Genomic DNA, 18,702 nt, shown 5'->3' on the forward strand with positions numbered 1-18,702 from the left:
GCTAAAACAGCTGGCAGTTTTTTATTGTATGTATTTATGAAAATAAAGTTTGTAAGCGCTGACATATTTCTCTATAATTAAAAATAGGAATATTCACACGATTCTTATAATACAAAAGGAGGAAATTAGAATGACAGAAAAGCCATGGCTTGCACATTACCCGCCGGAGATTCCTCATACACTGGATTATGAAAGTAAGCCGGTACAGGATTATTTGACCCATACTTTCGAGGCCACACCTGAAAAAACGGCGATTCATTTCATGGGCAAAGATATGACTTACCAGGAACTTTATGATTCTGCGATGAAATTCGCAAGTTACCTGCAAGGTCTGGGCATCAAAAAAGGTGACCGCGTAGCGATTATGCTGCCGAACTCTCCACAGGCTGTCATCGGATTCTACGGTATCCTGTATGCTGGCGGTGTAGTGGTTATGACCAACCCCTTGTATACAGAACGTGAAATTGCCTACCAGATGAAGAACTCTGGCGCCAAAGCGATTTTGGCGATGGATATCCTTTATCCAAGGATTTCAAAAGTATTGAAGGATACGGACCTTGAAAATGTTATCATTACAGGTATCAAGGAATATCTACCGTTCCCGAAAAATATGATTTATCCTTTCATTCAGAAGAAACAATACGGCATTACAGTGAAAGTGGAGCATAGGGGCTCGAATCACCTATTCTCTGAAATCATGAAAACAGCAACAACCGATGTTGCGAAAACCGAATTCGATTTTGAAAAGGACCTGGCTCTCCTGCAGTATACTGGAGGCACGACAGGATCACCGAAAGGCGTCATGCTGTCACATAAGAACCTGATTTCAAACGCGACCATGTGTGATACGTGGCTCTATAAAACCAAGCGCGGCGAGGAAACGGTTCTCGGCATCATCCCGTTATTCCACGTGTATGGACTTACAACTGTGCTGATCCTATCAGTTATGCAGGGCAATAAAATGGTGCTGTTGCCGAAATTCGATCCAGAAACTGCTTTGAAGACGATCAGTAAACAGAAACCGACTTTATTCCCGGGGGCTCCGACGCTGTATATCGGATTGATGAACCACTCGGATATCAAGAAATACGACCTTTCTTCAATCAGCGCGTGTTTGAGCGGTTCTGCGCCGCTGCCGGTGGAAGTTCAGGAGAAATTCGAGAAGATCACGGGCGGCCGTCTGGTGGAAGGTTACGGGTTAACAGAAACTTCACCGGTAACGCATTCGAATCTTGTGTGGGGAGACAGAGTCAAAGGCTCTATCGGATTGCCATATCCGGACACGGATTGCAAAGTGTTTCAGCCAGGAACGACTGAAGAAGTGCCCCATGGTGAAATCGGTGAAATCGGCATCAAAGGACCTCAAGTCATGCAGGGCTATTGGAATAATCCAGAAGCTACGGCTGCCACGATTGTCGATGGCTGGCTGATGACAGGCGACCTTGGCTATATGGATGATGCAGGCCATTTCTTCGTGGTTGACCGCAAAAAAGACATGATCATCGCTGGTGGATTCAATATCTACCCACGTGAAATCGAAGAAATCCTTTATGAAAACGAAGCTATTCAGGAATGCGTCGTAGCGGGCATACCGGATCCTTACCGCGGAGAAACCGTGAAAGCATACATCGTCCTGAAAGAAGGCAAATCGATTACGGAAGAAGAACTGGATGCGTATTGCAGGGAACATCTAGCGGCATTTAAAGTACCTCGCATCTATGAATTCCGTACTGAACTGCCGAAAACAGCAGTCGGCAAGATTTTGAGACGCTCTCTGATCGATGAAGAGAAGCAGAAGCTCAGCGAAGCCGTCCCTTCATAAAGCTTGACACAATAAGCAGTAAACTATAATATGAAAATATGAATGAATCGCCATTCATATTTTCATATTTTTTTGGGTGGTGAGGAATTGGTAAAAAAAGATAAACCGAAATATAAGCAAATAATCGATGCGGCGGTGATCGTCATCGCCGAAAATGGCTACCATCAAGCCCAGGTTTCGAAAATCGCTAAACAAGCCGGGGTCGCGGATGGTACAATTTATTTGTATTTCAAAAACAAAGAAGACATTCTCATATCTGTCTTTCAGGAAAAGATGGCGGTTTTCGTCAGCAAATTGGAACAGATTCTCGAGAAAGATCATTCAGCCGCTGAAAAACTGAAGCATATGATCGAGAGTCACTTCAATTTATTGGCGAACGATATCCATTTGGCTATCGTCACCCAGCTCGAACTCAGGCAGTCGAATACCGAGATCCGGCTGAAGATCAACAGCGTCCTTCGGGAATATCTTCTATTGCTGGATCAAATCCTGATCAGCGGTATGGAAGCGAATGAGTTCGATAAGGACATGGATATCCGCCTGGCCAGACAGATGGTCTTCGGTACGATGGATGAAACCATAACGACGTGGGTCATGAATGAGCATAAATATGATCTGGTCGAATTGGCTCCGAAAGTCCATCATTTATTGATGAAGGGCATGCGTGCCTAAGAGAGGGGTTTATCAGAATGGAATTTATCAGTTATCGTGTAGAAGACGGGGTTGCGGTCGCAACGATCAACCGTCCGCCGGCAAACGCTTTGTCGCGCGCTTTGATCATGGAAGTGGATGAATTGTTGAGTGCAGTCGAAAACGATGACGCTGTCCGCGCAATCGTATTGCACGGAGAAGGCAGATTCTTCTCAGCTGGAGCGGATATCAAGGAATTTACCCAGGTCACTTCAGGTGAAGAATTTTCAAAACTCGCTGCAAGCGGGCAAAAAGTTTTTGAACGGGTTGAAACATTCCATAAGCCTGTTATCGCTGCAATCCACGGTGCTGCCCTTGGCGGCGGTCTGGAGCTCGCGATGAGTTGTCAAATGCGTTTTGTTTCAGAAAATGCTAAGCTAGGATTGCCGGAACTTCAGCTTGGGCTTATTCCTGGTTTTGCGGGAACACAAAGATTGCCGAGATATGTCGGCGTTGCGAAAGCGGCCGAAATGCTATTGACTTCCGACCCGATCAGCGGAACGGAAGCAGCGCAATTGGGATTGGCGAACAGAGCTTATCCGGAAGAAGAACTTCTTTCGCAAACGCTTACAATTGCCAAGAAGATTGCCAAGAAGAGCCCGGTTTCAGTTAAAGCCGCGATTAATATGCTGCAGTATGCCAAGCATGCAGGCTATTATGACGGCGTGGAAGCCGAAGCGAATTCTTTCGGAACCGTTTTTGTGTCCGAAGATGCAAAAGAAGGAATCCAGGCGTTTCTGGAAAAACGCGAAGCACAATTTAAAGGGAAATAATACTTGGGAGGTCTACGTTAATGAACATTTATGTATTAGTTAAACGTACGTTCGACACAGAAGAGAAATTAGTCATTTCTGGCGGAAAGATTCAGGAAGACGGCGCAGAATTCATCATCAATCCTTACGATGAATACGCGATCGAAGAAGCGATCAACGTCCGCGATGAGCACGGCGGTGAAGTTATTGTCATCACGATGGGCGGCGAAGACGCTGAGAAACAGCTTCGTACAGCACTTGCTATGGGTGCAGACAAAGCGGTTCTTATCAACACTGAAGACGATGTAGAAGAAATGGACCAATTCACTTCAGCTTACATATTGGCTGAATATCTGAAAGATAAAGAAGCTGACCTTATCCTTGCGGGTAACGTTGCAATCGACGGCGGTTCAGGACAAGTCGGACCACGCGTTGCAGACTTGTTGGACATCAACTATGTGACTACAATCACCAGCCTTAAAATCGAAGGCGAAAAAGTGACGATCGTCCGCGATATCGAAGGAGACGCTGAAGAGCTTGAAACTTCATTGCCATTGCTGGTAACTGCTCAGCAAGGTTTGAACGAACCGCGCTATCCATCACTTCCAGGAATCATGAAAGCGAAGAAAAAACCGCTTGAAGAACTTGAACTGGATGATCTTGATATCGACGAAGACGACGTTGAAGCGAAAACAGAAACTATCGAAATCTACTTGCCGCCAGCTAAAGCTGCAGGACGCATTCTGGAAGGCGATATTTCAAACCAGGTGACTGAACTGGTCAGCTTGCTTAAAAACGAAGCGAAAGTAATATAAATCAGAAAAGCGACGGCGCCCGCTAAGCTCTGAAAGGCATAAGACAGAACAGCAGAGTGGCGAGTTTTGCCACGGCAGCTGGGCTGGCTTATGACCCGAAGAGCTGGGCCCCCGGAGTCTGGACAAAGAAAAGCGACGGCGCCCGGTAGATAGACCGGCCGTCCCGTTTTAAACAGATAGAATGATTCGAGTTTTTACATCTACTTAGGAGGTAAACGGACTATGTCGAAAAAAGTATTAGTATTAGGCGAAACACGTGAAGGTTCTTTGCGTAACGTTTCATTTGAAGCAATTGCCGCAGCTAAAAAAATCTCCGGCGGCGGAGAAGTCGTAAGCGTATTGATTGGTGATTCAGTTGGTGAATTCGGAGCTGAATTGGTGAACTACGGTGCTGACCGTGTCATTACAGTCGAGCATCCTCACTTGAAGTCATACACTTCAGACGGCTATGGCCAAGCGATGATGGCAGTCATCGACCAGGAGCAGCCGGAAGCATTGGTCTTCGGCCACACAGCGGTCGGAAAAGACCTTTCTCCAAAAATCGCTTCCAAACTGCAAACAGGTTTGATCTCTGATGTTACAGATATCGAAGGAGAAGGCGATGATGCAGTATACATCCGTCCGATCTACTCCGGTAAAGCGTTTGAAAAAGTAAAAAATAAAGGCGGAATCGACTTCATCACAATCCGTCCAAACAACATTGCGCCTCTTGAAAGAGAAGAGCGTTCTGGAGATGTCAGCTCATTGTCAGTGGACATCACGAACTTGCGCACAATCATCCAAAACGTTGTCCGCAAATCTGCTGAAGGTGTTGACCTTTCAGAAGCAAAAGTCATCATTGCAGGCGGACGCGGCGTGAAGAGTGCAGATGGCTTTGCGCCGTTGCAGGAACTTGCTGACCTTCTTGGCGGAGCAGTCGGCGCATCCCGCGGTGCATGTGACGCGGATTACGTGGATTACTCACTTCAAATCGGCCAGACTGGTAAAGTCGTAACGCCGGACCTATACATTGCAGCTGGTATTTCCGGCGCAATCCAGCATTTGGCTGGTATGTCCAACTCGAAAGTGATCGTTGCGATCAACAAAGATCCGGAAGCGAACATTTTCAAAGTTGCTGACTACGGTATCGTAGGAGATTTGTTTGAAGTCATTCCGATGCTGACTGAAGAGTTTAAGAAAGTAATGTAATTAAGAAAAGCGACGGCGCCCGTTCAGCTCCGACAGGCTTAAGATGAACTTCCGAAGCGGCGCTCTATGCCGCACAGGAAGGGCAGCTTAAGTTCGAGGAGTTGGGCAGCCGGAGTCTGGACGGAGAAAAGCGACGGCCTGCATTGTGCAGGCCGTTTTTTAGTTTGGAAAAAGTCGATTTTTTAAATCATTACGTTTTAGACGGACGCTTTCCGCGGGGAGCGGCCTAAGCCTCCTCATCCGCTTCGCTCCTTGCGGGGTCTTAGGACTCGCTCTTATTCCCGCAGGAGTCGCCGTCTGTCACTTCATTCTGACACCATTCGATAATAAACTGTCTGCTTCTATTCTTGAAACAAGCAGGAATAAATCTTATATATAGAAATAGATTCGAGATATGGAGCAAAAGAGCGAAGACTCCCAGGGGATTAGAAACACAGTTGGCTTTCAACTGTGTTTCGAGCGAAGTGATGAGATCCACTCGGGCGAAGTGGAACGAGCACGAGTTAGCTAAGAGTTGGCCGTAGCTTGCAAGGCCAACTCTTTGCGACGAAGCTAGCGAAGCGATGCAGGAGCACGGGTTTTCACAAGCCCCCAGGAAAGCGAAGCTGTTTTGCGGAATATCGGAAATTCATTTTCACTTCTTAAATATCTTGCAAATTGCAGGCCTTTTTCTTCTGTTTATTTGTATAGCCAGCGGGTAAAGCAGGAGTAGGCAAAAAAATAGCTAGTGAAAAATACGCATGCTATAATCGGTTTATAGTTTGGTAAAACTAAGGAGGAATTATTCATGGCAATTGTACACGGAACAGATCAGAACTTTTCACAGGAAGTATCAGAAGGACTAGTACTTGTTGATTTTTGGGCAACTTGGTGCGGACCTTGTAAAATGATCGCTCCTGTATTGGAAGAGCTTGACGCTGAAATGAGCGATAAAGTGAAAATCGTAAAAGTGGACGTTGATGAAAACCAGGAAACAGCTGGACAATACGGCATCATGTCAATTCCGACCCTTCTATTGATGAAAGACGGAGAGACAGTTGATAAAGTTGTCGGCTTCCGACCAAAAGAAGCATTGGCTGATTTGGTTAACCAACACGCATAATTCTTAACCGGGTCCATGGCGGCCCGGTTTTTTAATAGGGTGAGAATATGGCAAACGAATTGATTCAACATAAATTGGCAGTACTTCCCGACCAGCCTGGCTGCTACCTCATGAAGGACCGTCAGGACACAATCATCTATGTGGGCAAGGCAAAAGTGCTGAAAAACCGTGTGCGTTCCTATTTTACAGGCAGCCACGACGCCAAGACTCAGCGCCTGGTCAATGAAATCGAGGATTTTGAATACATCGTGACGTCTTCGGACAAAGAAGCGCTGATTCTGGAATTGAACCTCATCAAGAAATACGATCCGAAATACAATATCATGCTGAAGGACGATAAATCCTATCCTTATCTGAAAATTACAGGTGAGCGTCATCCGAAACTGATCATTACACGCCAGGTGAAAAAAGATAAAGGGAAGTATTTCGGCCCTTATCCGAACGCCTACTCGGCGAGTGAGACGAAAAAATTGCTCGACCGCTTGTATCCGTTGCGGAAATGCCACCAGATGCCGGACCGGGCCTGCCTTTATTATCATATGGGCCAATGTTTGGCGCCGTGCATCAAACCGGTTGAAAAAGAAACTTACACGGAAATGATCGACGCCATATCGAAATTTTTGAATGGCGGCTTCCGGGAAGTGAAGCAGGATCTGGTCGAAAAAATGTCGGAGGCATCTGAAAACCTTGAGTTTGAACGTGCCAAAGAATACCGTGACCAGATCAGCCACATTGAAAACGTCATGGAAAAACAGAAGATGGCGATGAACGATTTCACCAATCGTGATGTTTTCGGCTATGCCGTCGACAAAGGCTGGATGTGCGTTCAGGTCTTTTTCGTGCGCCAGGGCAAACTGATTGAACGGGACGTCTCCCTGTTTCCGCTTTACCGCGACCCGCAGGAAGAATTCATGACGTATCTCGGCCAGTTTTACGAGAAATCAAATCATGTGAAGCCTAACGAGATTTTATTGCCGGAGGGTGAAGATGCTGAGCTAGTGAAGGATTGGCTTGGTGTGCGCACACTTGTGCCGCAGCGCGGGAAGAAGAAAGACTTGGTGCTGCTGGCGAAGAAAAACGCCGAAATCTCGATCAAAGAGAAGTTCCAGCTGCTTGAACGTCAGGAAGAACGGACGATTGGAGCTTGCCAGGAGCTTGGTGAAGCAATGAACATTGAGACGCCACTGCGAATCGAAGCATTCGATAACTCGCATATCCAAGGGGCGGATGCCGTATCGGCGATGATTACATTCATCGACGGCAAGCCTTCCAAAAAGGATTACCGCAAGTACAAAACGCGGACCGGTTCGAAGCCCGATGATTACGCGGCTATGCGGGAAGTCATACGGCGCCGTTATTCACGGGTGCTGAAAGACGGATTGCCGCTGCCGGACCTGATCGTCATCGACGGAGGGAAAGGGCAGATGTCATCGGCTCGCGAAATTTTGGAAGACGAACTTGGCCTGTCGATTCCGATTGCCGGCTTGGCGAAAGACGATAAGCACCAAACCTCGCAATTATTGTATGGGGATCCGGTCGAAGTTGTGCCGTTGAAACGGACGAGCGAAGCCTTTTATCTGATGCAGCGCATACAGGATGAAGTCCACCGTTTTGTCATCACATTCCACCGTCAGCTGCGCGGCAAGAATTCGATCGTTTCGGCGCTTGACGGACTGGAAGGCGTCGGTCCGAAGCGCCGGCAGCAATTGCTCAAGCATTTTGGATCTGTCAAACGAATCAAAGAAGCGGACGCAGCTCAATTGATGGAAGCGGGTATGCCAGAAAAATTGGCGGAATCCATTCATCTGCATTTTGCTGAACAAACATTGTCATCTGAATGAGTTCGTGTTATTGTAATAAGCATAAATTGAATCACTTGTAAAAGTGGTGATAGAGGCGCGGGCGTCAAAAGTAGCCATCCGGAGATTTGCAGAATCTGTGAAGGATGAGGAAAGGGACGACCGCCGAAGTGTGTGAAGGCTGCAGCCGAACATGCTGGTTCTGCATTTAAGAGATGCAGGGCTGTCAGAGTCATACTCTGGAGGGCTATCTCACATGGACGTTTTTCGTACATGATAAATGAGGTAGTTTGCCGGATCGACGGCAAGCTGCCTTTTTTTATGTCTGGTGAAGGCATCCTGTTTTAAAAACCGAAACGGATGCCGGCGCTTTTCATGCTGGGAGCCACATACTGATGTGGGAGTGGATGATAAATGGAAACTGTTGTGATGAAATTTGGTGGAACCTCGGTGGCGACACCTGAAAAAATTATCGGGGTTGCAAAGCGCGCAATCGCTGAGAAAGAGAAAGGCAAACGGGTTGTCATCGTCGTGTCTGCAATGGGCAAGACGACGGATACGCTCCTTGGACTGGCGGCGGAAATATCCGCGGAGCCGCCAAAACGTGAAATGGATATGCTGCTGGCGACTGGTGAACAAGTGACGATTTCCTTGCTGGCGATGGCTTTTAAACAGCTTGGCCACGAAGCGGTATCGTTCACCGGTTGGCAGGCGGGCATCGAAACCGAGTCCGTTCCGCGCAATGCGCGAATTGAACAGATTCATACCGAGCGCCTCGAAGCGGTCTTGGACAGTGGATTTATTGCAGTCGTTGCCGGATTCCAGGGCGTCGACCGCATCGGCAACATCACGACACTCGGCCGCGGCGGGTCCGATACGACGGCGGTTGCGCTGGCTGCCGCATTGAAGGCGGAGAAATGCGACATCTATACGGATGTCGACGGAGTCTATACGTCGGATCCGCGTTTTGTTGGAGGCGCTCGCAAATTGGAACAGATATCCTATGATGAAATGCTGGAACTGGCGAATCTGGGTGCCGGTGTCCTTCACCCGCGCGCCGTCGAATTCGCGAAAAACAATAACGTCCCATTAACCGTCCGGGCAAGCTATTCCGACGAACCGGGAACAATCATACAAGAGGTGGTCACTGTGGAAAAAAATCTCATCGTCCGTGGCGTAGCATTCGAGCCCGGCATTGCGCGCGTAACCGTTACATACAATAAACCATTCAACGGTTCACTCGCGAACATCTTCATGACGCTGGCAGAAAATCACATCGATGTAGACATCATCGTCCAAAGCATTTCAGAAGAATTCCAGCCTTCCGTTTCATTTTCAATCAAAGAGGACAGCCTGGAAGAAGTGCGTCGTGTGCTTGATGTCAATAAAGAAACGATCGGCTTCATGTCGACCGACTTTGAAGTCGGCCTGGCAAAAGTCTCAATCGTCGGCTCCGGCATGGTCTCCAATCCGGGTGTCGCTGCCCGGATGTTCGATATCCTTCGCCAGTCAGAAATCCCTGTCAAAATGGTCAGCACCTCTGAGATCAAGATTTCCGTGGTTGTGCCTGGTGGCGACATGGAGAAATCGGCGAATGCGCTGCATGAGGCTTATGGGTTGGGGTGAGTATAGGGAAGAAAGTTTTTTCTTGCCCACAGTTTGCTTTTAAGAAAGTTTTTGAGATGGATTAGTGAAATAACAGCTTATGTTGAACCCGGCGGTTGCCGGGTTTTTTGTGGAATGAAAAAGTAATAACCAAATTAGAAAGTGCAAACCACAAAATTGAAAGCGGACTTCGAAAGGTGAACGCCTCAAACTTTTTGCTCCACCCTAAACCTAGTGATAAATCCATTATTACCCAAGATCGGGCGGGGCGAGCCCTGCCCACTGGGCAGTCCGCGGATGCGGACTGCTTTCAAATCAGGGTTTGAATTTTATATCAGGAAGTAGCAAAAAGAATCATCTTCCTTCTATATAGTAGTGTTATAATTCAGATAACTTGATGGAGAGGCGGCGATTCGGATAGGGGAGGAACGGTTGGAGATGTGGGAATGCGTGCGGCTGCTGATGGAGCGGTTGCCGGACAGGCATCCCGAGCAGGAGTATTTGAAAAAGGAGTTTCATCGATACGAAGCGGGTTGGCAAGGCGAGAAGCGCCTGCACGCAAAAATGGTTGAATTTCATTGGGGTGAACCTTATGAATTGCTCTGGGATGTGGGTTTGAAGCTGGGCGACTGGAAGGTTCAAATAGACGGCTTGCTGGTGACGGAACGCTGCGTCATCGTGATCAGTTCCAAGAATATCAGCGGTAAAATCCATTTCGATGCAGTTACATCAGAATTTTACCGGTTCAATAATGAAGGCGAAAAAATGGTTATGGAAGATCCGCAGGTTCAGCTGGCCAAGCACATCCGCTTTCTCGAGCTGTGGCTGAAACGGAGGAAGATTTCGCATCCGCCGATTGATGGAGTGGTCGTCTTTACGCCGAGGCATTGTGAGTTTATTGCGAAACCTGCGAATAAGAATATCTGCAAGACATATCAGGCGGTTGAGACGGTTTACAAAATTCTTGATGCACATGTTATTTCGGCTGACTCCCCTAAGCCGAGCAGGATCAGGCGCCTTATTGAAGCGAACATTTGCCCGTATGAGCGGCCGCCTTTATGTGAATATTATCGGATTGACCCGCGTGAGTTGAAGGTGGGTGTGAAGTGCAGTGAGTGTGGGAAGATTGCGGTGGAGCGGTTGTTTAAAGTCTGGGAATGCAAAGAGTGCGGCCACCGTGATCCGAATGCCCATCAACAAGCTTTGCAGGAGTATTTTGCATTGGTCAGTAGTGAGATTGATAATAAGGAATTTAGGCGGTTTAGCGGGATTGAATCACGTTATGTAGTTTTCAGAATGCTTTCTGATGCTGGACTTGTCATTAAAGGGGCAAGGAAGAACCGTAAGTACATTAATGAAAACTAATTTTGTGTATCAAAGACACCTATTCAAGTAGGTGTTTTTTTATTTTTATTAGCAAGAAGTTATCACTACGCACATAAAACTGATTCTGCGCATATAAAATGGCGTCACCGCACATAAATCCGTATCTGCGCACACAAATGTCCCTCACCGCACATAAACAGCCGCCTCACGCCCACACCGCCAGCCACCAACCAAAAATCACACACAAAAAAACCGTCCCACCCCCGGAGACGGCCAATCCACATCATATTCGGCTCAAACTTGCTCGCGGAGATCCGTTTTCAGCGTGATTCGGACCAGTTTCTTCTTCGTCAGCACTTCATCGTAGGCTTCGGTCAGATAGCCGCTGATTTTTTGCTGCTGCTGGGCGAGGAAGCCGGCTTCGAGCTTGAAGCAGCGGTTATCGAGTTTGAAAGGGCGCAAAACAAAAACAGTTTCGTCCTTGCCGGTTTTTTCTGTCACTAATTCGCCAAATCCTGCCTGACGGAAAAAGTCGGCGGCTTCGTCCAGTGAGAAAAGAGGGAACTTGCGGGCAAGCGATTTGCCGGCCCAGTAGAGGACGTCGTTTTCGTGTTTGCCCAGTATATCTGATAATACATAGTCGCGAATAATTTCATAACCGAAATGTTCGGTGGTTTCAGGTTCTTTTGCAGTCATCGTAAACCCACTTTCAATATGTAGAAACCCCTGGGGGAATCTTCTGAATAAAGACAAGTTGCCTTGACGCTCCTAATTGAGCGGAGTACAATAAATATGTCATATTATTGTATCATGATGTTGTTTGCAGTCAATGGATGCTTTCGTAAAATATCGATTGCTTCATTTACTGCCTTATTAATGTTTTGAGGAGGGTAAAAGTTTTGGATAATCGTGAATTTTTATTGCGCAGGTTGCATTCATTGCTTGGAATTATTCCAATCGGGTTATTCCTTACACAGCATTTGATCGTTAACCATTTCGCAACACAAGGTGTCGAGGCATTTAACAACGCATCCCACTTCATGGCGAACCTTCCGTTCGTAATTTTCCTGGAGATCTTCGTTATTTATCTGCCGATTATGTATCATGCTTTCTACGGTGTATACATAGCTTTCACTTCTAAGAATAACCCTGGCCACTACAGCTATTTGCGCAATCTTCTATTCGTAGCTCAGCGATATACAGGAGTATTCCTGGTTGTCTTCATCGCTTGGCACGTATTTGAAACACGCTTCCAGGTAGCAATCGGGAATGCAGCGGAAGCTGATTTCAATATGATGGCTAACATTCTGGATAATCCATGGATGCTTGCATTCTATATTGTCGGAGTACTCACAGCTACGTTCCACTTATCAAATGGCTTGTGGTCATTCCTTGTAACTTGGGGCATTACTCAATCCGAGAAAGCTCAGCGATATTCGACATACTTCACACTTCTTGTGTTCCTTGTGTTGTCGGTAATCGGTATCCGCGCTTTATTGGCATTCGTTTAAAACGAATTCGATCATTGGTGAATTAAAAGAGGAGTGAATACCAAAATGGCGAAAGGCAAACTTATTATTGTCGGTGGCGGACTTGCCGGTTTAATGGCGGCTGTAAAAGGCGCAGAAGCTGGCGCGTCAATCGATTTATTTTCAATCGTTCCGGTTAAACGATCTCACTCGGTATGTGCACAGGGCGGCATCAACGGAGCGGTAAATACAAAAGGTGAAGGCGATTCACCTGATATTCACTTTGACGACACGGTTTACGGCGGGGATTTCCTTGCAAACCAGCGTCCAGTGAAAGCGATGACAGATGCGGCGCCAGCGATCATCCGCTTGCTTGACCGTATGGGCGTCATGTTCAACCGTACGCCTGAAGGCTTGCTTGACTTCCGCCGCTTCGGTGGAACGATGCACCACAGAACGGCTTTTGCCGGCGCGACTACTGGCCAGCAATTGCTTTATGCACTAGATGAGCAAGTACGCCGCCACGAAGTAAGCGGTCTTGTAACGAAATACGAAGGATGGGAATTCCTTGGTTTGATTCTTGATGAAAACGGCGTCAGCCGCGGAATCACTGCACAGAACATGACGACTATGGAAATCAAAGCGTTCCGCGGAGATGCTGTCATCATGGCAACCGGCGGACCTGGGATCATCTTCGGGAAATCGACGAACTCTGTCATCAACACAGGTTCAGCGGCTTCCATCGTTTATCAGCAAGGCGCATATTACGCAAACGGCGAGTTTATCCAGATTCACCCGACTGCGATTCCGGGAGACGACAAGCTGCGCTTGATGTCTGAATCGGCTCGTGGTGAAGGTGGCCGTATCTGGACATATAAAGACGGAAAACCTTGGTATTTCCTCGAAGAAAAATATCCTGCTTACGGAAACCTGGTTCCTCGTGATATCGCAACACGCGAAATCTTCGACGTCTGCGTTAATCAAAAGCTGGGCATCAACGGCGAAAACATGGTTTACCTGGATCTTTCACATAAAGATCCGAAAGAATTGGATATCAAACTTGGTGGAATCATCGAGATCTATGAGAAATTCACAGGCGATGACCCACGCAAAGTACCGATGAAAATCTTCCCGGCAGTCCATTATTCAATGGGCGGATTATGGGTCGATGATCATCAGATGACTAGCATCCCTGGCGTTTTGGCTGCAGGTGAAGTTGATTACTCTCAACACGGTGCCAACCGTTTGGGCGCAAACTCGCTTCTTTCAGCTATCTACGGCGGTATGGTTGCAGGACCGAATGCGCTTGATTACATCAACGGCCTTGAAGTTCTTGCAGAAGATATGCCGGAAGACATCTTTGCTGCTGCGGTTGCTGAAGAGCAGCGCAAATGGGATGAAATCCTTGCTCTTAACGGAACAGAGAACGCATATGTTCTTCACAAAGAGCTTGGCGAATGGATGACGGATAATGTAACAGTGGTCCGTTATAACGACCGTCTTCAGAAAACGGACGAGAAAATCCAGGAATTGCTTGAGCGTTTCAATAATATCAATATTACTGACACTCAACTTTGGAGCAATCAAGGCGCAATGTTCACACGTCAGCTGAAAAATATGCTACATTTAGCACGAGTGATCACACTTGGAGCGTTGAACCGCAATGAGAGCCGCGGAGCTCACTACAAACCTGATTTCCCGGAACGTAACGATGAAGAATTCTTGAAAACGACTATGGCGAAATTCAATGGCTATGACGCACCGATCTTCCATTATGAAGATGTGGATACAGGATTGATTCCGCCGCGCAAGCGTGATTATTCAGCCAAAGCATAAGAACGAGTCAAAGAAGGGAGATAAATTACTATGGGTGAAGCAGCAAAAACGGTAATTTTTGAAATCGAACGCCGTGATTCCACTGAAAAAGAATCCTATTTCGAGAAATTCGAATTACCATACCGGCCGAACATGAATGTCATCTCGGCATTGATGGAAATCCGCCGTAACCCTGTCAATATGGAAGGGAAGAAAACAACACCTGTAAACTGGGACATGAACTGCCTTGAGGAAGTTTGTGGAGCATGTTCAATGATCATCAACGGCAAAGCACGCCAGTCGTGTACAGCTCTTGTTGACCAATTGGAACAGCCGATCCGTTTACAGCCGATGAAAACATTCCCTGTCGTCCGCGACCTTGTCGTTGACCGCAGCCGCATGTTCGATTCATTGAAAAAAGTCAAAGCTTGGGTTCCGATCGATGGAACGCATGATCTTGGCGAAGGTCCACGTATGCCTGAACGCAAACGCCAATGGGCTTACGAACTTTCTAAATGTATGACTTGCGGTGTTTGCCTTGAAGCATGCCCGAACGTCAACGATAAATCCGATTTCATCGGAGCTGCGCCACTTTCTCAAGTTCGCTTGATGAATGCGCATCCAACTGGTGCCATGAACCGTGATGAGCGTTTGAACGCAATCATGGGCGAAGGCGGCCTTGCAAGCTGCGGTAACTCACAAAACTGTGTTGAATCTTGCCCTAAAGGTATTCCTTTGACAACTTCAATCGCAGCGTTGAACCGTGAAACTACAGTTCAAATGTTCCGTAACTTCTTCGGAAGCGATCACGCAGTCTGATTGATACAGAAAACCTCCACTTCGGTGGAGGTTTTTTTGTTTTGATTCGCAGGTCAAAAAATTAGTAAAAACACTCCTGCAGAAATGAAAATGAGAGCCACAAAACAGGGTTTTTGTTATACTGATAAAATAGTAAGGGAACAATTATTGGAGGCAATCAAATGAAAGCTAATTACATTAAGGATTTCGATCAATGGAAGCGGGAATTCAGTTTTTCGGCTCCGGTGCAAGTGCGTTTTTCTGAGACAGATATGTTCGGCCATGTCAATAATACGGTGCCGATCGCTTATTTTGAATTCGCTCGGATCGAATATATGAAAGAATTAGGTCTGATGCAGCGCTGGCTTAAAGGAGACGGGGAACTGTTTCCAGTTATCGCTGATATGCAGGTGGACTACACGCAGCAGGTTTATTTCGATGAAATGCTCGACGTGTTTGTGAAAATAGCATCTGTCGGCAGGTCGTCGATCGATATCCATTATTGGGTGGTAAACGCAAAAGGGGAAACCTGCTTTACAGGCAGAGGCGCGATGGTGCAGATTTCCAAAGCCACGGGCAAAGGACATCCTTGGACTGCTGAAGAAAAAGAGCTTTTTGAAAACAAGCAGTTAATTTCATCAGAAAATTAAGTCAGTTCTTGCTAAATCATAAAAAAACCTTCACTATATATAGTAATAGTTGTACTCAAGGAGTGGACATGAATGATGAATGAAAACAAAAATGAAATTCAGCACGATAAGGGACGCGTCGCTTTCATGGAAAAGGAACTGAGGTACATTTCCGGTATCATCAAGCAGAAAGGCCGGGAAATCCTCAATTCGTATACCATTACACCGCCGCAGTTCATCGCGCTGCAATGGCTTTTCGAACATGGTGATATGACGATCGGCGATCTGTCGAACAAGATGTATCTGGCATTCAGTACGACGACCGATCTGGTCGACCGTATGGAAAAGAATGAACTGGTGGTCCGGATCCGCGAAGAACAGGACCGCCGAGTGGTGCGCATCAAGCTTTTGAAAGAAGGCGAACGCATCATTGAAGAAGTGATTGAGAAAAGACAGGATTATTTACAGAACGTCCTGAGTGAATTCAGCGAAGAAGAAGTGGAGCAATTTTCATTCCTATTGGAGAAATTGCACACGAACATGAAATAGGGGCGGAAACATGCAAGCGAATGCGCCAATCGGAGTAATCGATTCAGGAGTCGGGGGCTTGACTGTCGCAAAAGAGATCATGCGGCTTTTACCGAACGAGCAAGTGATTTATATCGGAGACAACGCAAGATGTCCATACGGGCCGCGTCCACAAGCGGAAGTAAGGAAGTATACATGGCAGATGGCCAAGGCGCTAATGGACAAAAACATCAAGCTGCTCGTCATCGCCTGCAATACGGCGACGGCTGCAACGCTTGAATCATTGCAGAAAAAATTGCCGATTCCGGTCATCGGCGTCATTTTCCCGGGTGCCCGGGCAGCGATGAAAGTTTCTGCCACGAAGGAAATCGCCGTGCTCGGCACAATCGGTACAGTGAAAAGCGGGGCATACGAAAATGCGTTGAAATCATTGATGTCTTCTTGCCACGTTGTTCAACTGGCGTGCCCCAAATTTGTGCCGCTTGTTGAAAGTGATGAGTACGAAGGTGAATTTGCAAGAAAAATGGTGAGGGAAACGCTTGCCCAATTGGAGCGCAAACATTTTGATACTGCTATACTGGGCTGCACGCATTACCCGCTTCTTCATGACTTTATCCAGGAGAAGTTCGGACCTTCGGTGACGGTCTTGTCATCTGCTGCCGAAACCGCCAAAGATGTCGAAAATCACCTGCGCTTTCAAAACATGCTGGCATCAGCAGACAAGCGGCCAGTGCATAAATTCTATACATCAGGTTCCACTTCGATATTTGAAACGATCATCAAGAAATGGCTGGAGATCGACAAACCGGTCATCCATTCAATAAAATTCCCTCAAACCTGATGGCGCAGCCGTCAGGTTTTTGTCGGTCCCAATAAAATATGGTACGCTAATCGAGTAAATATAAGGAGGATATCCATGACAAGAGCAGACGAAAGAAATGCGGACCAATTGCGTCCGGTCAATATGCAGGCAGAGTATCTGATCCATCCTGAAGGGTCCGTGTTAATTACGGTAGGGCAGACAAAGGTGATCTGTACTGCGACAATAGAAGAAAAAGTTCCCGGTTTCCTGCGCGGCCAGGGGAAAGGCTGGATCACAGCCGAGTATGCCATGCTGCCGCGGGCGACAGGCAGCCGCAACCGGCGTGAAGCGTCAGCCGGCAAAATAGGTGGACGCACAATGGAAATCCAGCGCCTGATCGGCCGCGCGCTGCGTGCGGTGGTCGATCTCGAAAAATTGGGTGAACGCACGATTTGGCTCGATTGCGATGTTATCCAGGCAGATGGAGGAACTCGCACAGCTTCTATTACCGGAGCATTTGTGGCGATGGTCATGGCCATCAGCAAACTCGAGTTGACAGCTTTCCCGGTAACGGATTTCCTGGCGGCCACTAGCGTCGGCATCACAAAAGACAATGGCGCCATCTTGGATTTGGATTACAGTGAAGACTCAACTGCTGAAGTTGACATGAACCTGGTGATGACAGGCAAAGGCCATTTTGTGGAACTGCAGGGTACAGGAGAAGAATCAACCTTTACTCGTGTCCAGTTAAACGAAATGCTGGATCTCGGTGAAGCGGGAATCCGTCAATTGATTGAAAAGCAGAAAGAAATTCTTGGTGAAACCGCACTCCGGATCGGAGAAGAAACGAGGTCGGAATTATGAAAGAGATAATCATTGCGACGAAAAACAAAGGCAAAGCCAAAGATTTTGAACAATTGCTTGAACCGATGGGCTATAAAGTACTGACTTTGCATGATGTTGCTCCACATATGGATGTCGAGGAAACCGGTGAAACTTTCGAAGCGAATGCCATTCTGAAAGCGGAGGCGATTGCGCAAGAATTGCAGGCGACTGTCATCGCCGATGACAGCGGCCTTGAAATCGATGCGCTTGACGGCGAACCGGGTGTCTACTCAGCCCGCTATTCAGGCGATGAAAGAAACGATGAATCCAATATCGATAAAGTCCTTCAGAAAATGGTCCAGGTGCCGGATAGTGAAAAGACAGCGCGTTTCCGCTGCGTCCTGGCTTTGGCGTCACCTGGCAAGGAAACCATCCTTTTTGAAGGAACCTGTGAGGGCTTGATCACAGATGAAAGAAAAGGTGAGAACGGATTCGGATATGATCCGATTTTTTATGTGCCGGCTTTGGATAAAACGATGGCCGAAATGAAACCTTCTGAGAAAGCATCGGTTTCCCATCGCGGAAATGCTATTCGGGAATTAGGGAAAGCGATGCCTGGCTTGTCCGGCAACTGAGCCACCACTGATTTTGACAGATTTGAAATGTTTTTTTAAAATAGCGTTGACATTTCCATAAAAGATTTCTATAATTAAAATTGTCTTTCGAAATAGAATGCA

18 protein-coding genes and 1 riboswitch are annotated in these 18,702 nt (G+C 47.1%); of the genes, 17 read left to right on the forward strand and 1 reads right to left on the reverse strand.

The window, feature by feature from the left end:
• The first annotated feature begins 130 nt into the window (after window positions 1–130).
• From D2910_RS00785 to D2910_RS00825, 9 genes are all read left to right on the forward strand, one after another.
• On the forward strand, window positions 131–1,822 hold the full coding sequence (locus D2910_RS00785; RefSeq protein WP_117312091.1) for an AMP-binding protein: 1,692 nt from the start codon (window positions 131–133) through the stop codon (window positions 1,820–1,822).
• Window positions 1,823–1,864: 42 nt separating this feature from the next.
• Window positions 1,865–2,494, forward strand: a complete 630-nt coding sequence (locus D2910_RS00790) for a TetR/AcrR family transcriptional regulator (protein WP_084246389.1) — start codon at window positions 1,865–1,867, stop codon at window positions 2,492–2,494.
• 17 nt (window positions 2,495–2,511) lie between these two features.
• Complete coding sequence (locus D2910_RS00795) at window positions 2,512–3,285, forward strand: enoyl-CoA hydratase (protein WP_117312092.1); 774 nt, start codon at window positions 2,512–2,514, stop codon at window positions 3,283–3,285.
• Between the two features lie 20 nt (window positions 3,286–3,305).
• Window positions 3,306–4,079 (forward strand): electron transfer flavoprotein subunit beta/FixA family protein, encoded by a 774-nt coding sequence (locus D2910_RS00800; protein WP_117312093.1) that lies wholly within the window; start codon window positions 3,306–3,308, stop codon window positions 4,077–4,079.
• A 222-nt stretch (window positions 4,080–4,301) separates the two neighbouring features.
• Entirely contained in the window at window positions 4,302–5,267 is a 966-nt protein-coding gene (locus D2910_RS00805; RefSeq protein ID WP_084246383.1) for an electron transfer flavoprotein subunit alpha/FixB family protein, read from the forward strand.
• Window positions 5,268–6,054: 787 nt separating this feature from the next.
• Entirely contained in the window at window positions 6,055–6,369 is a 315-nt protein-coding gene (gene trxA, locus D2910_RS00810) for a thioredoxin (RefSeq protein ID WP_084246381.1), read from the forward strand.
• A gap of 47 nt (window positions 6,370–6,416) precedes the next feature.
• Window positions 6,417–8,210 carry an excinuclease ABC subunit UvrC gene (gene uvrC / locus D2910_RS00815; protein WP_117312094.1) on the forward strand — a complete coding sequence of 598 codons (1,794 nt, stop codon included), beginning with the start codon at window positions 6,417–6,419 and terminating at the stop codon, window positions 8,208–8,210.
• A gap of 42 nt (window positions 8,211–8,252) precedes the next feature.
• A riboswitch (Lysine riboswitch) is annotated at window positions 8,253–8,426 on the forward strand.
• Between the two features lie 156 nt (window positions 8,427–8,582).
• Entirely contained in the window at window positions 8,583–9,794 is a 1,212-nt protein-coding gene (locus D2910_RS00820; RefSeq protein ID WP_101801742.1) for an aspartate kinase, read from the forward strand.
• Window positions 9,795–10,211: 417 nt separating this feature from the next.
• Window positions 10,212–11,138, forward strand: a complete 927-nt coding sequence (locus D2910_RS00825; RefSeq protein WP_117312095.1) for a nuclease-related domain-containing protein — start codon at window positions 10,212–10,214, stop codon at window positions 11,136–11,138.
• Between the two features lie 255 nt (window positions 11,139–11,393).
• Here D2910_RS00825 and D2910_RS00830 read toward each other — a convergent pair whose 3' ends face one another.
• Complete coding sequence (locus tag D2910_RS00830) at window positions 11,394–11,795, reverse strand: YslB family protein (RefSeq protein ID WP_084246373.1); 402 nt, start codon at window positions 11,793–11,795, stop codon at window positions 11,394–11,396.
• A gap of 203 nt (window positions 11,796–11,998) precedes the next feature.
• Between D2910_RS00830 and D2910_RS00835 the strand changes: the two genes are divergently transcribed.
• The 8 genes from D2910_RS00835 to D2910_RS00870 all read left to right on the forward strand — a co-directional run bounded on the left by D2910_RS00835 (window position 11,999) and on the right by D2910_RS00870 (window position 18,600).
• Complete coding sequence (locus D2910_RS00835) at window positions 11,999–12,610, forward strand: succinate dehydrogenase cytochrome b558 subunit (RefSeq protein WP_133299061.1); 612 nt, start codon at window positions 11,999–12,001, stop codon at window positions 12,608–12,610.
• 45 nt (window positions 12,611–12,655) lie between these two features.
• Window positions 12,656–14,404 (forward strand): succinate dehydrogenase flavoprotein subunit, encoded by a 1,749-nt coding sequence (sdhA, locus tag D2910_RS00840; RefSeq protein ID WP_117312096.1) that lies wholly within the window; start codon window positions 12,656–12,658, stop codon window positions 14,402–14,404.
• A gap of 30 nt (window positions 14,405–14,434) precedes the next feature.
• Entirely contained in the window at window positions 14,435–15,202 is a 768-nt protein-coding gene (gene sdhB, locus D2910_RS00845; protein ID WP_084246367.1) for a succinate dehydrogenase iron-sulfur subunit, read from the forward strand.
• A 161-nt stretch (window positions 15,203–15,363) separates the two neighbouring features.
• On the forward strand, window positions 15,364–15,831 hold the full coding sequence (locus D2910_RS00850) for an acyl-CoA thioesterase (RefSeq protein WP_084246365.1): 468 nt from the start codon (window positions 15,364–15,366) through the stop codon (window positions 15,829–15,831).
• Window positions 15,832–15,906: 75 nt separating this feature from the next.
• On the forward strand, window positions 15,907–16,359 hold the full coding sequence (locus D2910_RS00855) for a MarR family winged helix-turn-helix transcriptional regulator (RefSeq protein WP_117312571.1): 453 nt from the start codon (window positions 15,907–15,909) through the stop codon (window positions 16,357–16,359).
• 10 nt (window positions 16,360–16,369) lie between these two features.
• On the forward strand, window positions 16,370–17,179 hold the full coding sequence (racE, locus tag D2910_RS00860; RefSeq protein WP_117312097.1) for a glutamate racemase: 810 nt from the start codon (window positions 16,370–16,372) through the stop codon (window positions 17,177–17,179).
• 75 nt (window positions 17,180–17,254) lie between these two features.
• Entirely contained in the window at window positions 17,255–18,004 is a 750-nt protein-coding gene (gene rph, locus D2910_RS00865; RefSeq protein ID WP_084246361.1) for a ribonuclease PH, read from the forward strand.
• Window positions 18,001–18,600, forward strand: coding sequence for an XTP/dITP diphosphatase (locus D2910_RS00870; protein WP_117312098.1), 600 nt, complete (start codon window positions 18,001–18,003; stop codon window positions 18,598–18,600). The genes rph and D2910_RS00870 overlap by 4 nt, the downstream gene beginning before the upstream one ends.
• Window positions 18,601–18,702: the final 102 nt, after the last annotated feature.

The organism is Planomicrobium okeanokoites (assembly GCF_003428875.1).
Classification (GTDB): domain Bacteria; phylum Bacillota; class Bacilli; order Bacillales_A; family Planococcaceae; genus Planococcus; species Planococcus okeanokoites.

Coding starts and splice junctions, on each gene's coding strand:
- D2910_RS00785 (WP_117312091.1), top strand. CDS start 131: ATGACAGAAAAGCCATGGCTTGCACATTACCCGCCGGAGATTCCTCAT.
- D2910_RS00790 (WP_084246389.1), top strand. CDS start 1,865: ATGAATCGCCATTCATATTTTCATATTTTTTTGGGTGGTGAGGAATTG.
- D2910_RS00795 (WP_117312092.1), top strand. CDS start 2,512: ATGGAATTTATCAGTTATCGTGTAGAAGACGGGGTTGCGGTCGCAACG.
- D2910_RS00800 (WP_117312093.1), top strand. CDS start 3,306: ATGAACATTTATGTATTAGTTAAACGTACGTTCGACACAGAAGAGAAA.
- D2910_RS00805 (WP_084246383.1), top strand. CDS start 4,302: ATGTCGAAAAAAGTATTAGTATTAGGCGAAACACGTGAAGGTTCTTTG.
- trxA (WP_084246381.1), top strand. CDS start 6,055: ATGGCAATTGTACACGGAACAGATCAGAACTTTTCACAGGAAGTATCA.
- uvrC (WP_117312094.1), top strand. CDS start 6,417: ATGGCAAACGAATTGATTCAACATAAATTGGCAGTACTTCCCGACCAG.
- D2910_RS00820 (WP_101801742.1), top strand. CDS start 8,583: ATGGAAACTGTTGTGATGAAATTTGGTGGAACCTCGGTGGCGACACCT.
- D2910_RS00825 (WP_117312095.1), top strand. CDS start 10,212: ATGTGGGAATGCGTGCGGCTGCTGATGGAGCGGTTGCCGGACAGGCAT.
- D2910_RS00830 (WP_084246373.1), bottom strand. CDS start 11,795: ATGACTGCAAAAGAACCTGAAACCACCGAACATTTCGGTTATGAAATT.
- sdhA (WP_117312096.1), top strand. CDS start 12,656: ATGGCGAAAGGCAAACTTATTATTGTCGGTGGCGGACTTGCCGGTTTA.
- sdhB (WP_084246367.1), top strand. CDS start 14,435: ATGGGTGAAGCAGCAAAAACGGTAATTTTTGAAATCGAACGCCGTGAT.
- D2910_RS00850 (WP_084246365.1), top strand. CDS start 15,364: ATGAAAGCTAATTACATTAAGGATTTCGATCAATGGAAGCGGGAATTC.
- D2910_RS00855 (WP_117312571.1), top strand. CDS start 15,907: ATGAATGAAAACAAAAATGAAATTCAGCACGATAAGGGACGCGTCGCT.
- racE (WP_117312097.1), top strand. CDS start 16,370: ATGCAAGCGAATGCGCCAATCGGAGTAATCGATTCAGGAGTCGGGGGC.
- rph (WP_084246361.1), top strand. CDS start 17,255: ATGACAAGAGCAGACGAAAGAAATGCGGACCAATTGCGTCCGGTCAAT.
- D2910_RS00870 (WP_117312098.1), top strand. CDS start 18,001: ATGAAAGAGATAATCATTGCGACGAAAAACAAAGGCAAAGCCAAAGAT.